Origin of the sequence: Pectobacterium sp. CHL-2024, assembly GCF_044751765.1 — a bacterium.
Classification (GTDB): Bacteria; Pseudomonadota; Gammaproteobacteria; order Enterobacterales; family Enterobacteriaceae; genus Pectobacterium; species Pectobacterium brasiliense.
This window is the reverse complement of sequence record NZ_JBIXKO010000001.1, coordinates 337,535-352,587: the sequence shown is the minus strand read 5'-3', so window position 1 is coordinate 352,587 and position 15,053 is coordinate 337,535. Positions and strand designations below refer to the sequence as shown.

The following is a 15,053-nucleotide window of genomic DNA, read 5'->3' as shown; positions in this document are numbered from 1 at the left end:
AGAGTCACTATGTCTGAAGCTATCGACTACTTTGCTCACGCGCGCACCACCGCAGAGCCACAGGCAGAAAGCGCTCGTGGGCTGATTGAGATCCGCAACGTGGCGAAACATTTTGGTCAGCACAAAGCGCTGGAGGATATCAATCTGACGCTGGCACCCGGTTCTGTCACGGTGATCCTAGGGCCGTCCGGTTCGGGAAAATCCACGCTGCTGCGTACCATTAATCACCTTGAACGCGTGGATGAAGGTTTTATCCGCATCGACGGCGACTACATCGGCTATCGGCGCAAAGGGAATACGCTCTATGAATTGAAAGAAAAGGAAGTACTACGCCAGCGCATCAACGTTGGGTATGTGTTCCAGAATTTCAATCTGTTCCCGCACCTTTCCGTATTGGAAAACATCATTGAAGCCCCGTTGGCGCATAAGCTGTATTCGCGTCAGGAAGCCGAAGACATCGCCTTTACCCTGCTGGAAAGCGTCGGCCTGCGCCATAAAGCACAGTCTTATCCCCGTCACCTGTCTGGCGGCCAGCAGCAGCGCGTCGCTATCGCCCGCGCGCTGGCACTTAAGCCGAAAGTGATGCTGTTTGATGAACCGACGTCCGCGCTCGATCCCGAGCTGGTTGGGGAAGTGTTGGATGTCATCAAATCACTCGCCCGATCCGGCGTAACGCTGGTTGTCGTCACACATGAAATCGGCTTTGCGCGCGAAGTCGCTGACCGTGTGGTGTTCATGGTAGACGGGAAAATTGTCGAAAGCGGCGATTCCTGGCAGGTGCTGAACCACCCTCGCCACCCGCGGACAATCAACTTTTTGAATAAGGTGCTGTGAGGAAAAGAGAAGGTGAGTTATCGATTGAATATTAATCAGGCCCACCGTAGTGAGCCTGATTAGATGATGCATGGATTACGTTTCAACCATATTTTCTGGCGAATTCTTCATCAGAATCGCACAGGTAAATAATAAATTCCACAAGCGCAATAAGCGTTGGGATAAACGTCCAGAAAAAAAGTAAATATAAAATCCCTTGTCCGACTTTTCCTAAATAGAATTTATGGGCACCAAAACCGCCGAGGAAAGCAGCAAATAGTGCGGCAGAGATTCTGTTTTTCTCGCCTTTACCGCTAGCTTGCGTGGCACCACACTGCGGGCACGCTTTCGCTGTGCTATGGATTTGCTTACCGCATCCTCGGCAAAACACCATGGAAGACATAATAATTAGACTCCTAATAATATTTTATACTAATTTTAACTTTATTTACTACTATACAACCCCACCCCAAGCAATCAACAGCGTGCTGCGTCGTGATTTATACACCACTGATTTTCAGTGTTCAATTTAAAACTATCATGTTAGCGGTATACATAGCGCGACAGCGCTCGTGAATCGATGGCGTTGAGTAAGAACGGTAAATGATAAAAATCACACAACTCAGGATAATATTGGGAGGATTCGGTTGTTTCATTAAGTACAGCGGACTATTTAATAGCTGGACACCGTTTTTAGTGGCAATGGCTCAGCATACGGACTGCTGTAAACCTGAACCATCACGCTTTTGTCCGTATCAAACGTCGCAACTGTCACAACGTCATGAGTACCCGCCGCTCGCCAACATTCAGCCTCAACATCGCAACGATCCTGCTTCTTATAACCCATCGACGTCAGATAAGTGTGAACCTTGCTGGTATCTTCAGTGCCATAGAAGTTCACTGTCCATACTTTAGCTTCCGGGCCGGTTACGTTCGAAAAATTGAAGTCATAGCGAGCGGTAATGCGCGGCATATTTTTCAGAATATCGGGGGTATAGAACGCATATTCCCTTTCATCCTGTTCGGTATAATGTGCACTGCTGGCAAAATCCATTTTGATATAAGGCCATATCGTACCGATCACAGAAGCAGCAACGATGATGCCGATAACAGCAAAAATCTTCAGCGGTTTACTCATCCTTAAGTTCCCTTTCCTTTTTAGCTGAAGATAAACAATGAGCTATCCTCTTAAGGTCGTATTTTACACAATTTATTCAAGCAGTAGAATCGCCATATCACTACCCTTCGCCTGTTGGCGAATCGCCAAGCCGAACTCTTTAATGACTGACGGCTATATTCCTTCTGTTGGTTCATCCCAAATCAGCAACTTTTTAACGCGGGCATTAAGTGTAATACAGTCTCAATCTGTTGAATAATTAATGCAAAAAAGCAAACTTTAGGAAATTATAAACAACCAATAGTCGACAAATTATATTGGAGAAAAACAATTAATTAATAGGTTAAAACATTGACTATTCCTTTAGTGTTATGCCTTAAGATAATAGCGGTTTTTAATGGATCGATTTATTGACTATTACATGCACTGCAAAATTGTATTAATTTACCAATAAATTACTTTTTCAGGAGATTTACTCATGCGCAATACATCCATCAGCATGTTCATGCTGGCTCTTTTTTCCTTCGCCGCAGACGCAGCAACGAGCATAGCTATCGATCCTCAGAAGAATTGTGTGAGTGCAGCGATAACGGATACCCTGGCAGGCACACCAGTCAAATTCACGTTAGAACAAGGGCGGTATGTTTTTTCTCTCGTTTCTAATAGCATGAATTGTGATGCCACTCCTAATAAATGCATTATCGATAGTGTTCTGTTACAAGGTGGATTTAAAACCACTCGATGGGGAGGCGTCGTCACCAGCACGCCAACGGTTGTGGATACCACAGGATCGCCTTTTATCGCCTATGTCAGTGACGATAATTGTTATGATAATATCGGCAAGGCAACATTATTAATACAAAAAGCAGAATAATTCGCTTCCAATTAACTTGATTTTCGGATTTGGATTTAATTTTAAACATCAAGAAAAATTGATAACTTTACATCCTAAATAATTCGAAATGATGGACAATACGTTAACGTTTCGAATAACGAAAACAGTTAGCCTGTTAGCGAACACTCTACTAAATAAAATTAGGCTGTCTCTCTCCATTCCGTAATATTTGGAATATATAGACGCAGCCTATCCCTCATTCTATACAAAATAATAAGCAACGCGTATTAAATTGCGACCAGCCCCCGCACGCCGTCCTGTTCCATCGTTTCGCCTCGCCCGCGCTGTATGATTTCCCCGCGTGACATCACCAGATAGCTGTCGGCCAGTTCGGCGGCGAAGTCGTAAAATTGCTCGACCAGCAGAATCGCCATGTCACCACGCTGCGCCAGTTGGCGGATGACTGCGCCGATCTCTTTGATCACCGATGGCTGTATGCCTTCCGTCGGCTCATCCAGAATCAACAACTGCGGTTTACAGGCCAGCGCACGTCCAATCGCCAGCTGTTGCTGTTGTCCACCGGACAAATCGCCGCCGCGCCGCTGCTTCATTTCATCCAGCACAGGAAAAAGTTGATAGATTTCATCCGGCACCTGCCGCGCCTGTTTGCCCGGAAAGCGTGACAGCCCCATCAGCAGGTTCTCTTCCACCGTTAGCCGAGGAAAAATCTCCCGTCCCTGCGGTACATAGGCAATGCCAGACTGCACGCGCTGATAGGGTTTACGCGAGTTAATTGCTTCACCCTGCCAGCGAATTGTGCCGGACTTCGCCGGAATCAACCCCATCAGGCATTTCAGCAACGTGGTTTTCCCCACGCCGTTGCGCCCTAACAGGCAGGTAATTTCGCCGGGTTTTACCTCAAACGACAGGCCGCGCAGGATGTGGCTGCCGCCGTAATATTGATTCAGTTCAGCAATCTCTAACATGTTAGCGCCCCAGATAAACGTCAATCACCTGCTCATTCGCCTGCACCTCGCGCAACGATCCCTCCGCCAGCACCTGCCCTTGATGCAGCACGGTCACGCGGTCAGCGATGCTCTCGACAAAGCCCATATCGTGTTCCACCACCATCAGCGAGTGTTTGCCCGCCAGACTGCGAAATAGCTCGGCGGTATAGGCCGTTTCGGCGTCCGTCATCCCCGCCGCAGGTTCATCAAGCAGCAGTAAATGCGGCTCTTGTACCAGCAGCATGCCAATCTCCAGAAACTGCTTTTGCCCGTGCGACAACAGCCCAGCAGGTCGCTGACGTTCGTGACCGAGCCGCAGCAGCGCCAGCGTTTCATCAATCCGGTCACGCTGCTCGCTGTTCAGTCTGGCACGCAGACTCGCCCACACCGATTTGTCGGTTTTCAGCGCGATATCGAGGTTTTCAAACACCGTCAGCGCTTCAAATACCGTCGGTTTTTGGAATTTCCGGCCAATTCCCGCACGGGCGATATCTACCGGCGACAGAGTCGTCAGATCGGTGTATTGATCGTAAAATGCCTTGCCGTTATCCGGTCGCGTTTTACCGGTGATGACATCCATCAACGTCGTTTTTCCCGCGCCGTTTGGACCGATGATGCAGCGCAGTTCCCCTACACCAATCTTCAACGACAGATCGGTAAGCGCACGGAAGCCGTCAAAACTCACGTTAATCTTGTCGAGTTGCAGCACCGGATCGGTCTGATGCCGATGGCGATCCGACGGATGCGGCTGCGCGAACTTTGGCTCCATCAATGCGGGCTGAGCCGCAACCGTTTGTGAAGACATAGCTTGTGCTGGAACCGATGGCACAGATAAAGACTCAGTCATGTTTCTTCCTCGTCAGCAATCCAATCACGCCGCGTGGCAAAAACAGCGTGACGAGAATAAACATCAGCCCCAAAAAGAACAGCCAGTATTCGGGAAAGGCGACGGTAAACCAGCTTTTCGCCCCGTTGACGATGCCCGCGCCGAGCAGCGGCCCAATCAGCGTGCCGCGCCCACCCAGCGCCACCCAAATGGCGGCTTCGATGGAGTTGGTCGGCGACATTTCACCAGGATTGATAATGCCGACCTGCGGCACATAGAGTGCGCCCGCCAGCCCACACAGCACGGCGGAAAGTGTCCAGACAAACAACTTGAAGCCTTTCGGATCGTAGCCGCAGAACATCAGACGATTTTCCGCATCACGCACCGCCGTGAGTACGCGGCCAAATTTACTGCGCGCCAGCGCAAATCCCACCAGCAGGCTGGCAATCAACAGCAGCACGGTAGCGACAAACAGCCCAATGCGCGTGCCGGTGGCCGTAATGGGGAAACCGAGCAGCGTCGTAAAACCGGTAAATCCGTTATTACCGCCAAAGCCGGTTTCGTTACGGAAGAACAGCAGCATGCCAGCGTAGGTCAGCGCCTGCGTCATGATTGAGAAATACACGCCTTTGATTTTGGAGCGGAACGCAAACCAGCCGAACACAAACGCCAGTATGCCCGGCACCAGCACAATCAGGCACAGCGCCCAGACGAAATGCTGGGTTCCGGCCCAGAACCACGGTAGTTCCGTCCACGACAGAAATGACATAAACGCAGGCATTCCTTCACCCGCCGCCTGCCGCATCAGGTACATGCCCATCGCGTAGCCACCCAACGCGAAAAACAGGCCGTGACCGAGCGACAGCAGACCGGCGTAGCCCCACACCAGATCCAGCGCGACGGCGACAATCGCATAGCACAGAATTTTGCCGATCAGCGTCAGCGTATAGGTCGAGATCGCTAGCGGATTCTCTGCTGGCAATAGCGCGAGAAACGGCAGGACCAGCAAAGCCAGGAAAGCGATCGAACCAAGCCCAAGCATGAGCCGCGGCGCGCGCTGCGTCAGGGTTATTGTCATGGGCTGTTTAATAGATTGCGTAATAGGTTGCGTCATCAGTCAATCACCCGTCCTTTGAATGCAAACAGCCCCTGTGGCCGTTTCTGAATAAACAGCACGATCAATATCAGAATGACGATTTTTCCCAGCACGGCACCAATCTGCGGTTCGAGCACTTTGTTGAGAATGCCGAGGCTAAAGGCGGCGACCACCGTCCCCGCCAGTTGCCCAACGCCGCCCAGCACGACGACGAGGAAGGAATCGATGATGTAACCTTGTCCCAATTCCGGCCCGACGTTGCCCAATTGCGACAACGCCACACCGCCAAGACCTGCGATGCCCGAGCCGAGACCAAAAGCCAGCATATCGACACGCCCGGTCGGCACGCCGCAGCAGTCCGCCATCGCCCGGTTTTGCGTCACCGCCCGCACATTCATGCCGAGCCGTGTTTTATTGAGTAATAGCCAGGTAAGCAACAGCACGCCGAGGACAAACAAGATCACCGCGATGCGGTTATACGGCAGCACCAGATTCGGCAGCAGGCGCAGCCCGCCAGACAGCCACGCGGGATTCGCGACTTCCAGATTTTGCGTGCCAAACAGCATCCGCACCAGTTGGATCAGCATTAGGCTAATCCCCCAGGTCGCCAGCAGCGTTTCCAGCGGTCGACCATAAAGATGACGAATCACCGTACGCTCCAGAACCATACCGACGCCAGCGGTGATAAAGAAGGCAACAGGCAGCGCCAGCAGCGGGTAATACGCCAGCCAGCTCGGCGCAAACTGCTGACACAGCGACTGCACCAGCCAGGTCGCGTACGCGCCCAGCATCAGCATTTCGCCGTGCGCCATGTTGATAACGCCCAGTAGCCCGTATGTGATCGCCAGTCCCAGCGCCGCCAGCAGCAGGATAGAGCCGAGCGATAGCCCGGTAAACGCCTGCCCCAGCAGATCGCCCACGATCAAACTTTGCTTAATCTGATCCAGACTCTCCTGCGCCGCCGCCCGCACGCCGGTATCCGGCTCGTTCTGCACCTGCGTCAACGGCTGTAAGCGCGCCTGCATCTGCGGGTCGCCGGTCTGCCCTAAGCGTTTGACCGCCTCAAGGCGTACCAACGGATTGGGATCGCTTAATTGCCGAGTCGCAATAGCGGTATTCAGCGCGTCATGTACCTGCGCATCTTTTTCTACCCCAAGACGTTGTACCAACAGCGGCAGTTGTTCCGCACTGCTGTCGCTCTGTAGCTGTCGTACGGCATTCAGGCGCGTTGCGGCATCATCGCTGACGAGTTGATGCGAAGCCAGCGCGGTAGCAACCAGCCCGCGCAGGCGGTTATTCATAAACAATTTTTTGGTCGCGCCCACTGGTTCCGCGCTCCCTTCCAGCGGGGTTAACGTGCCCTGCACGTCCATAAACGGTTGCTGGTTCCGATCAAGCACGACCGACTCGTCGCGCAACGCCTGTAACAACGGCAAGCGTGCAGGTTCCGGCGCAGCGGCCCATTGTTGCAACAGTTCGGCCTGCTGCGTGCGGCTGGCGGCGGCGAAATCGGCCGCAGGTCCGGCCTGCGCGAACAGGGGAAACATCAGACACAGCGACAGCACAAACGTAGATAATCGATGACTCATCATCGCAATGTCCGCCATATAAGAGAGGGAATATCCCCGTCCGACATACTGGACGGGGCGTATAGGACCGATACTTACTGTGCGGCTTTGATTGGATGATCGGGTTTCTTATCATTGCCGGCGATGTACGGGCTCCACGGCTGGGCACGGACCGGCTGATCGGTTTGCCAGACCACGTTGAACTGACCGTTTTCCTCAATCTCACCAATCATCACCGGCTTGTGCAGATGGTGGTTGGTCTTGTCCATCGTCAGCGTAAAACCATCCGGTGCAGCAAAGGTCTGTCCGGCCATCGCGGCACGGACTTTATCTACGTCCGTAGTACCCGCTTTCTCTACCGCCTGCGCCCACATATGAATGCCGACGTACGTGGCTTCCATCGGATCGTTAGTCACCACCGTGCCCGCGTTCGGCAGGTTTTTCGCTTTGGCATAGGCTTTATAGGCTTCCACGAAGTCAGCATTGGTTGGGTTATCGACCGACTCAAAGTAGTTCCACGCGGCTAAGTGGCCGACCAGCGGTTTGGTGTCGATCCCGCGTAGTTCTTCTTCACCGACAGAGAACGCGACAACCGGCACATCGGTGGCTTTGATGCCCTGATTCGCCAGCTCTTTATAGAACGGCACGTTGGAATCACCGTTGATGGTGGAAACCACTGCGGTCTTACCGCCCGTCGAGAACTTCTTGATGTTGGAAACGATGGTCTGATAATCGCTGTGGCCAAACGGCGTATACACTTCCTCAATATCTTTATCCTGCACGCCTTTGGAATGCAGGAACGCACGCAGGATCTTGTTGGTGGTACGCGGATACACATAGTCCGTACCCAACAGGAAGAAACGCTTCGCCGCCCCGCCGTCTTCACTCATCAGGTATTCCACCGCTGGGATAGCCTGTTGATTCGGTGCCGCGCCGGTGTAGAACACGTTCGGCGACATCTCTTCGCCTTCATACTGTACCGGGTAGAACAGCAGCCCGTTCAGTTCCTCAAACACCGGCAGGACCGACTTGCGCGACACCGATGTCCAGCAGCCGAACACCACCGCCGCTTTGTCCTGCGTCAGCAGTTGACGCGCTTTTTCAGCAAACAGCGGCCAGTTTGACGCCGGATCGACCACCACCGGCTCCAGTTTTTTACCCAACACGCCGCCTTTGGCGTTGATTTCATCAATGGTCATCAGCGCCACATCCTTCAGCGGCGTTTCCGAAATCGCCATCGTGCCGGACAGCGAATGCATAATGCCGACCTTGATGGTGTCCGCCGCCTGCACGCTCCAGGTCAACCCCATACCAACCACTGTCGCAGAAAGCGCAAAAACTTTTAGCAATGAACGTCTTTTCATTTATTAGCCCTTAAGTCGTGTTGAGTGAGAATGGAATCGTGTGAGGCGTCAGGTGGAACCACTTCCGTTGATACGGATTGCGCTGAAACAGATTGAGGCCGCGCCTGCTGTAACATGTGTAAGGTGATCTTCCTGACTTCGGCCTTACTGACGGCGATGTGGTCGGTCAGAATGCGCTGCGCCTCCTCGGTGTGCTGTTGCAATATCGCCAGCAGAATGCGGGCATGTTCTTTATAGGTCGCGTCGATACGATCCTCGCGGGTGAAATCGAGACGGCGAATAATGCGGATTTTCTCCGTCAGTTCGCCGTGAACCCGCGCCATTTCGCTGTTGCCCGCCGCTGTCACCAGCCCACGGTGAAACCCCTCGTCGTAGCGGGAGACGATCTTGCCGTCGTCCAGACGCGGATCCTCAATCCAGAAGCGTTTCAGGTCCGCCAATAGCTCGGTGCAGCGCCCCGGCGGCATCCCGCACAGCCGCCGAATGGCTTCGCGCTCCAGCACAATGCGGAAGTCATACAGTTCTTCGAAATATTCGAAATCAAACGGGCGAACCTGCCAGCCGCTGCGGAAATAGACTTCGACATAGCCTTCCCGCTCCAGCCAGAACAGCGCCTGACGCACCGGCGTGCGGCTGACCGACATCCGCTCGGCAATTTCATTTTCACTAAAGCGGTCACCCGGCATCAGACGAAAGTCGAAAATGTCGTTTTTCAGCGTTTGATAGACCCGCTCCGCCAGCGCTTCCGGGCGATCTTTACTGCTCTTTTGTGTGCCTGCTCGCATCGTGTTCTCCGCCTCGCCGTTTATTACCGTTGGTCCGTTTATTCAGGCTTTCACTTTCGTTTCAATCGGTTCTTACTCCAGCCACAGCAAGGCATCACCGGGGCTGACTGGTCGTCCCGGCTGGCAACCAATGCGTTTCACCCGACCAGACTGCGGCGCGCTAATCGTCAGCTCCATCTTCATCGCTTCGACGATAATCAGCGGCTGTCCGGCTTCGATGACATCCCCCACGTTCACCAACACTTTCCAGATGTTGCCGTTCATATCCGCGCTGACCTGAAACGCGCTCTCGTCGTTCTCCACGGGAGCGGCCGAAACCACGTCCTGCGGCGTGCTGTCATCCTCCTGCTGCCACAGCGCCACTTCCGTTTCAAACGCCGTGGCCTGACGCTGGCGGAACGCGGCAATATCGTCGGCCTGCGTCGTCAGGAAGCGCGAGTGTTCAGCAAAATCAAATTGGGTTTCTTCGATGCGGATCGCCGCGCGTCCTTCGCGGAAGTCATCACGCAGCGCCGTGAGTTCGGCTTCGCTGACCGGATAAAACCGCACCTGATCGAAGAAACGCAGCAGCCACGGTTCACCCGCAATGAATTGATCGTTTTTGAGGAATTTGTTCCAGATAGGCAGCGTGCGCCCCACCAGTTGATAGCCACCCGGCGAATCCATGCCATAGATGCACATGTACATCCCGCCGATACCGACGGTGCCTTCGGCGGTGAAAGTACGCGCCGGATTGTATTTGGAACTCAGCAAACGGTGGCGCGGATCGACCGGCACCGCACAGGGGGCACCGAGATAAACGTCACCCAGCCCCAGAATCAGGTAGCTGGCATCGAAAATGATGTCGCGCACATCATCACGGCTCGGCAAGCCGTTAATGCGCTGAATGAAATCGACGTTATTCGGCAGCCAGGGTGCGCTGGCGCGTACGGTTTCACGGTAGCGTTCCACCGCGCCGAGCGTAGCGCTGTCTTCAAACGCCATCGGCAAATAGACAATACGTGACGGCACTGTCATCTGGCTCACGTCGCCAAGCTGACTTTCCAGATGCAGTAACACGTCCAGCAGCGCACGCTGACGGATAATTCGGCTGTCGTAGCGCACCTGTAGCGACCGCACGCCGGGCGACAGTTCTTCGATCCCCGCCGTTTCTGAGGCACGGATCGCTACCATTAGCAGGTGAACGCGCAGCCGCAGTGCCAGATCGAGCACGTTCTCGCCGTATTCGATCAGAACGTAGTTATCCCCCGCCTGACGATACACGGCAGCGGGTGTCGTCGCCGTAGCGGATACCGCAGCCAGCACCGTGGCGGAGCCGTATTCCGTTGTCGCCAACGAAGGCACATCGAACGTGGGCGAATGCGCCGTACCCAGCGTGGACACGCAGGTAGACTGCGCCTGTTCCAGCGCCAGCGCTTCGTCCGCGCTAATGGGATGGAAACGGATACGGTCGCCCGGCTTAACCTGACCGACTTTCCACAGTTCCGCTTTGGCGATGGTGACCGGACAGACAAATCCGCCCAGACTCGGCCCGTCCCGCGTGAGGATCACCGGGAAATCGCCGGTAAAATTTACGGCGCCAATGGCGTATTCACAGTCGTGAACGTTGGAAGGATGCAGACCAGCCTCGCCACCGTTAGCCCGTGTCCAGGTGGGTTTCGGCCCGACCAGACGCACGCCCAGCCGGTTCGAGTTGTAGTGCACCTGCCATTCCGCTGCGAAGAATTCATCAATCGCCGCGTGGGTAAAGAAATCCGGTGCGCCGTGCGGACCATAGAGCACGCCAATGCGCCACTCATCGCCGTACTGCGGAATCAGTGCAGCATCTACAGCCTGCGGGGCGCTCACCGGCGCGGGCGTGGTGCAGGCGGGCAAGTCGGGTTGAGAAATCGCCAGCATATCCGCCACGCGCAGCGTTCTTCCGGCGTGACCACCAAACTCCCCCAGCGCGAACGTCGAGCGGCTGCCGAGATATTGCGGCACATCGATGCCGTTGCGTACCGCCAGATAGGTGCGACAGCCGGACTGCGCGCGCCCCAGCGTCAGCGTTTTCCCGGCCGTTACCGTCACCGGTTGCCAATACGGCACCGTTTCGCCATCCAGCGTCGCCGGACAGTCTGCTCCCGTCAGCGCAATCACCGCCTCGCGGTGAAAACGCAGCGTCGGGCCTTGCAGCGTAAACTCCAGCCCTGCCGCGGCTTCATCGTTACCGACAATACGGTTCGCCAGCCGGAACGCGAAGTCGTCCATCGGGCCAGACGGCGGCACGCCGATATCCCAATAGCCAAGGCGTCCGGGATAGTCCTGCACGCTGCTCCAGGTACCGGGTTGAATCACTTCAATCACCGAGGCAGATGGTGTAAAGCTGTCGAGCATCCGCGTCCACACGGTTCCATTACGGAATGCGTCGGTAGCGACAATCTGACGCAGGTAATCGAGGTTAGTGGCAATACCGTGCAAACGCGTGGCATTCAGCGCCTGTTGCATCTTCTCCAGCGCCAGTTCACGGGTTTCCGCGTGAACGATCAGCTTGGCGATCATCGGATCGTAATACGCCGATACCTCGGTGCCAGTGCTCACCCAGCCGTCAACCCGCACGTCATCGGGAAAAGCTACTTCGGTCAGCACGCCGGGGCTAGGCTGGAAGTTTTTCAGCGGATCTTCCGCATAAATACGCACCTCAATCGCGGCGCCACGCGGAGCCTGCATCAGTTGCGCCCAGTCCAATGGTTCATCCGCCGCGACGTGCAGCATGCATTCGACCAAATCCAGCCCGGTGACGCACTCCGTCACCGGATGTTCAACCTGCAAACGGGTATTCACTTCGAGGAAAAAAAACGCATCGCGCTCGGCGTCGTAGATAAACTCCACCGTTCCCGCACTGCGGTAGTTAACCAACTCGCCCAGTTTCACCGCTGAGGCTAGCAGCGCCGCGCGCGTGGCATCCGGCAAATGCGGTGCTGGGGTTTCTTCCACGACTTTCTGGTTACGGCGTTGCAGTGAACAATCGCGTTCGCCCAGCGCGACTACGCGGCCTTTGCCATCGCCAAAAATCTGTACTTCGACGTGACGCGCCCGATCGATGCAGCGTTCGAGAAAAACGCCTGCATCGCTAAAGAACTGTTCGCCCAACCGGCGCACGCTTTCCCACGCAGCCTGTAGCGCTTCTGCATCCGCGCAGCGCGTCAGGCCAATACCGCCGCCCCCCGCGGTACTTTTCAGCATCACCGGATAGCCGATGTCTTCGGCGGCGACCAGCGCGTCCTCCAGCGAGGCCAGCAGCGGCGTCCCCGGCGTCATCGGCACACCAGCGGCAGCGGCCAATTCACGGGCGCGGTGTTTCAGGCCAAACTCGCCAATTTGCTGCGCGGTTGGCCCGACAAACGCGATGCCGGCCTTTTCACACGCAGCGGCAAACGGCAGGCTCTCTGACAGAAAACCGTAGCCCGGCCAGACAGCCTCGGCCCCTGTCTGCTGTGCGGCAGCCAGTACCTTATCGATACACAGATAGCTGTCGCTGGCCTTCTCGCCGCCAATCGGTACGGCAATATCTGCGTCTTTCACATGCTGCGCGTTTTTATCCGCATCGGAATAAACCGCCACGCTGGTTATTCCCAGACGTTTCAGCGTGCGTATGGCGCGACAGGCAATTTCACCGCGGTTAGCGATCAATACCGTCTTAAACATGGGACGCCTCCTGACGGGCAAGCCAGTGACGCCAGCCGCCAAATTCGGTGATATCCACGGCATCGCTCAGCGCAGCCGGTTCGCAGATAAAGCCTTTAACCTGTCGCCCGTCGATTAACGTCAGCGTACCAATGCCTAACGGCGCGGGAATTTCTGCGACAAACTCACCAAAGCGTGCCAGCGGGATGTCCCACAGCTCGACGATAATCGCCGCGCCGTCGGTGCTTTTCGCTAAACCGGGCTTGGCCGGTTGCGTGTTCGCCAGCGCATAAAGGCGATAGTTCTCCGCTGTGCGCGTCTCTTCTACCCGCACGGCATCGCGGCTGGTCAGTTGGTGATTGAGCGGCATACCCGTCAGGTGTGCGCCAACAACGGCGAGGCGAACGTGCAATGCCGAAGGCGGCAAGGTGGCCGGTCCCACAGGCAGCGTTTTTCCTGTTGCTCCCAGCGTGAGCGCCAGCTGTGCCTGCCAGCGCAGGCCGAAGCTCGCCAATGCACGGTCGTGCCAGGCGGGCGCAATCAGCGTGATACCCGCCGGTAAACCATCGGTGCGGAAAGGTGCCGGTAGCGCCAGCGCCGAGAGATCGGCCAGATTGGTAAAGTTGGTGTAAGTGCCCAACTGAGAGTTGTAGCGCACCGGCTCTTGCTTCATCGCCTCACGCGTGTGGATCGTCGGTGAGGTCGGTACGACTAATGCATCGAACGACGCCAGCGTCTGCTGAATCTGACGCGCCAGTTCGGCACGCAGGTACTCAGCTTTAAAGGCCTCTACCGCGCTGAAGCGCTCACCGTTCGCCACAATACCGTGAACCACCGGATCCATATTTTCTGGCTGTTGCAGCATGTCACCCACCGCGACCGTGCGTTCCGCCACCCAGGGGCCCTGATAAAGTTGATCGGCTAGCTGCGTGAAGATACTGAAATCGATCGGGTGCAGCGTCGCGCCCGCTGCTTCCAATTCCACCAGCGCGTGCTGCCATGCCGCCTGCGCGACAGCATCAGAAAAGAAAGTGGGATCGCTGGGAATAGCAAAGCGCGGATTCGCTGGCAGCGCCGCAGGTGTACTGGCGGGATGGTTACGCGAATAGGCATCCGTTGCATCGTACCCGCCAGCTAGTTCAGCAACGGTAAATGCATCGTCGACGGTCAGCGCAAACACGGAAATCGTATCATTCAGGCGACAGGCCGGTACGACACCGCTTGCCGATAGCCACCCTTTCGTCGGCTTCAGGCCGACAATATTGTTAAACCCGGCAGGAACGCGCCCCGACCCGGCGGTATCGGTTCCCAGTGCGAAAGCAACCAGCCCGCGCGCCAGTACCGAAGCCGAACCTGAACTGGAACCGCCGCTGATGTATTCCGCATTAAAGGTGTTTGGCACCGTACCGAACGGTGAGCGCGTGCCGACCAGACCGGTCGCAAACTGATCGAGGTTGGTTTTGCCAATGGCAATTGCCCCCGCCGCTTTCAGTTTGGCAACGGCAGTCGCGTCCTTATCAGCCAGATAGGTAAATGCCGGACAAGCCGCACTTGTTGGAAAGCCCGCAACATCAATATTATCTTTTACGGCAAAAGGAATGCCGAACAGCGGCAGTGCGTCTGGATTGTCACGGTACCGAGGCAATAGCGCCGCAATCTGAGCCTGAAGCAGTTCAGGTGTCGCTAACGCGATCCACGCCGGATCGTCCGGCGACAAGCTGGCGAGCAGCGCGCCTAGCGTTTCAGCAACGCGATCGGCCTGCTGTTGATAATGCTGTTTCCATTCCTGAAGCGTGAGCCCTGTCATTCTTGGCATGATGTGAATCCCATCTGGTATACAAGATTGAATTCACTAAAGCGAAAACCATGCCAGCTTTTACCCTATTGATTTTTATGAAATTAGATTGGGGCGATCAATTTCCATGCACAAAAAAGGAACAACCGTGCGCCATCGCGGAGCACGGTTGCTGTGGTTA

Annotated in this window: 12 protein-coding genes and 1 pseudogene; 2 read left to right on the top strand and 11 right to left on the bottom strand. The window is 55.4% G+C overall.

Going from position 1 to position 15,053, the window contains the following annotated elements; all coding sequences use genetic code 11:
* The first annotated feature begins 9 nt into the window (after positions 1 to 9).
* On the top strand, positions 10 to 834 hold the full coding sequence (locus ACIPUG_RS01490) for an amino acid ABC transporter ATP-binding protein (RefSeq protein ID WP_400337024.1): 825 nt from the start codon (positions 10 to 12) through the stop codon (positions 832 to 834).
* An 82-nt stretch (positions 835 to 916) separates the two neighbouring features.
* Here ACIPUG_RS01490 and ACIPUG_RS01485 read toward each other — a convergent pair whose 3' ends face one another.
* From ACIPUG_RS01485 to ACIPUG_RS01475, 3 genes and pseudogenes are all read right to left on the bottom strand, one after another.
* A complete protein-coding gene (locus ACIPUG_RS01485; RefSeq protein ID WP_039467335.1) occupies positions 917 to 1,216 on the bottom strand; it encodes a TM2 domain-containing protein in 300 nt (99 codons plus the stop codon).
* Positions 1,217 to 1,486: 270 nt separating this feature from the next.
* Entirely contained in the window at positions 1,487 to 1,951 is a 465-nt protein-coding gene (locus ACIPUG_RS01480; RefSeq protein ID WP_400337022.1) for a hypothetical protein, read from the bottom strand.
* A gap of 75 nt (positions 1,952 to 2,026) precedes the next feature.
* Positions 2,027 to 2,143 (bottom strand): annotated as a pseudogene (locus ACIPUG_RS01475) (ABC transporter ATP-binding protein); the annotation flags it as partial.
* Positions 2,144 to 2,408: 265 nt separating this feature from the next.
* Here ACIPUG_RS01475 and ACIPUG_RS01470 point away from each other — a divergent pair.
* The gene (locus ACIPUG_RS01470; RefSeq protein WP_119871313.1) at positions 2,409 to 2,804 is read left to right on the top strand and encodes a hypothetical protein; all 396 of its coding nucleotides are present in this window, start codon (positions 2,409 to 2,411) and stop codon (positions 2,802 to 2,804) included.
* Between the two features lie 248 nt (positions 2,805 to 3,052).
* Here the strand turns inward: ACIPUG_RS01470 and urtE are convergent, their stop codons facing one another.
* The 8 genes from urtE to atzF form a co-directional block, all read right to left on the bottom strand.
* Positions 3,053 to 3,751 carry an urea ABC transporter ATP-binding subunit UrtE gene (urtE, locus tag ACIPUG_RS01465; RefSeq protein WP_010295596.1) on the bottom strand — a complete coding sequence of 233 codons (699 nt, stop codon included), beginning with the start codon at positions 3,749 to 3,751 and terminating at the stop codon, positions 3,053 to 3,055.
* A gap of 1 nt (position 3,752) precedes the next feature.
* On the bottom strand, positions 3,753 to 4,541 hold the full coding sequence (urtD, locus tag ACIPUG_RS01460) for an urea ABC transporter ATP-binding protein UrtD (protein WP_400337570.1): 789 nt from the start codon (positions 4,539 to 4,541) through the stop codon (positions 3,753 to 3,755).
* Between the two features lie 70 nt (positions 4,542 to 4,611).
* Positions 4,612 to 5,688 carry an urea ABC transporter permease subunit UrtC gene (gene urtC, locus ACIPUG_RS01455; RefSeq protein ID WP_205561025.1) on the bottom strand — a complete coding sequence of 359 codons (1,077 nt, stop codon included), beginning with the start codon at positions 5,686 to 5,688 and terminating at the stop codon, positions 4,612 to 4,614.
* 23 nt (positions 5,689 to 5,711) lie between these two features.
* Positions 5,712 to 7,301, bottom strand: coding sequence for an urea ABC transporter permease subunit UrtB (urtB, locus tag ACIPUG_RS01450; protein ID WP_400337020.1), 1,590 nt, complete (start codon positions 7,299 to 7,301; stop codon positions 5,712 to 5,714).
* Between the two features lie 56 nt (positions 7,302 to 7,357).
* The gene (gene urtA / locus ACIPUG_RS01445; protein WP_039286352.1) at positions 7,358 to 8,626 is read right to left on the bottom strand and encodes an urea ABC transporter substrate-binding protein; all 1,269 of its coding nucleotides are present in this window, start codon (positions 8,624 to 8,626) and stop codon (positions 7,358 to 7,360) included.
* The gene (locus ACIPUG_RS01440; protein ID WP_119871315.1) at positions 8,623 to 9,411 is read right to left on the bottom strand and encodes a GntR family transcriptional regulator; all 789 of its coding nucleotides are present in this window, start codon (positions 9,409 to 9,411) and stop codon (positions 8,623 to 8,625) included. The genes urtA and ACIPUG_RS01440 overlap by 4 nt, the downstream gene beginning before the upstream one ends.
* 72 nt (positions 9,412 to 9,483) lie before the next feature.
* Positions 9,484 to 13,098 (bottom strand): urea carboxylase, encoded by a 3,615-nt coding sequence (gene uca, locus ACIPUG_RS01435; protein WP_400337018.1) that lies wholly within the window; start codon positions 13,096 to 13,098, stop codon positions 9,484 to 9,486.
* Entirely contained in the window at positions 13,091 to 14,893 is a 1,803-nt protein-coding gene (gene atzF / locus ACIPUG_RS01430; RefSeq protein WP_400337016.1) for an allophanate hydrolase, read from the bottom strand. The genes uca and atzF overlap by 8 nt, the downstream gene beginning before the upstream one ends.
* Between the last annotated feature and the right edge of the window lie 160 nt (positions 14,894 to 15,053).

Coding starts and splice junctions, on each gene's coding strand:
- ACIPUG_RS01490 (WP_400337024.1), top strand. CDS start 10: ATGTCTGAAGCTATCGACTACTTTGCTCACGCGCGCACCACCGCAGAG.
- ACIPUG_RS01485 (WP_039467335.1), bottom strand. CDS start 1,216: ATGTCTTCCATGGTGTTTTGCCGAGGATGCGGTAAGCAAATCCATAGC.
- ACIPUG_RS01480 (WP_400337022.1), bottom strand. CDS start 1,951: ATGAGTAAACCGCTGAAGATTTTTGCTGTTATCGGCATCATCGTTGCT.
- ACIPUG_RS01470 (WP_119871313.1), top strand. CDS start 2,409: ATGCGCAATACATCCATCAGCATGTTCATGCTGGCTCTTTTTTCCTTC.
- urtE (WP_010295596.1), bottom strand. CDS start 3,751: ATGTTAGAGATTGCTGAACTGAATCAATATTACGGCGGCAGCCACATC.
- urtD (WP_400337570.1), bottom strand. CDS start 4,541: ATGGAGCCAAAGTTCGCGCAGCCGCATCCGTCGGATCGCCATCGGCAT.
- urtB (WP_400337020.1), bottom strand. CDS start 7,301: ATGGCGGACATTGCGATGATGAGTCATCGATTATCTACGTTTGTGCTG.
- urtA (WP_039286352.1), bottom strand. CDS start 8,626: ATGAAAAGACGTTCATTGCTAAAAGTTTTTGCGCTTTCTGCGACAGTG.
- ACIPUG_RS01440 (WP_119871315.1), bottom strand. CDS start 9,411: ATGCGAGCAGGCACACAAAAGAGCAGTAAAGATCGCCCGGAAGCGCTG.
- uca (WP_400337018.1), bottom strand. CDS start 13,098: ATGTTTAAGACGGTATTGATCGCTAACCGCGGTGAAATTGCCTGTCGC.
- atzF (WP_400337016.1), bottom strand. CDS start 14,893: ATGCCAAGAATGACAGGGCTCACGCTTCAGGAATGGAAACAGCATTAT.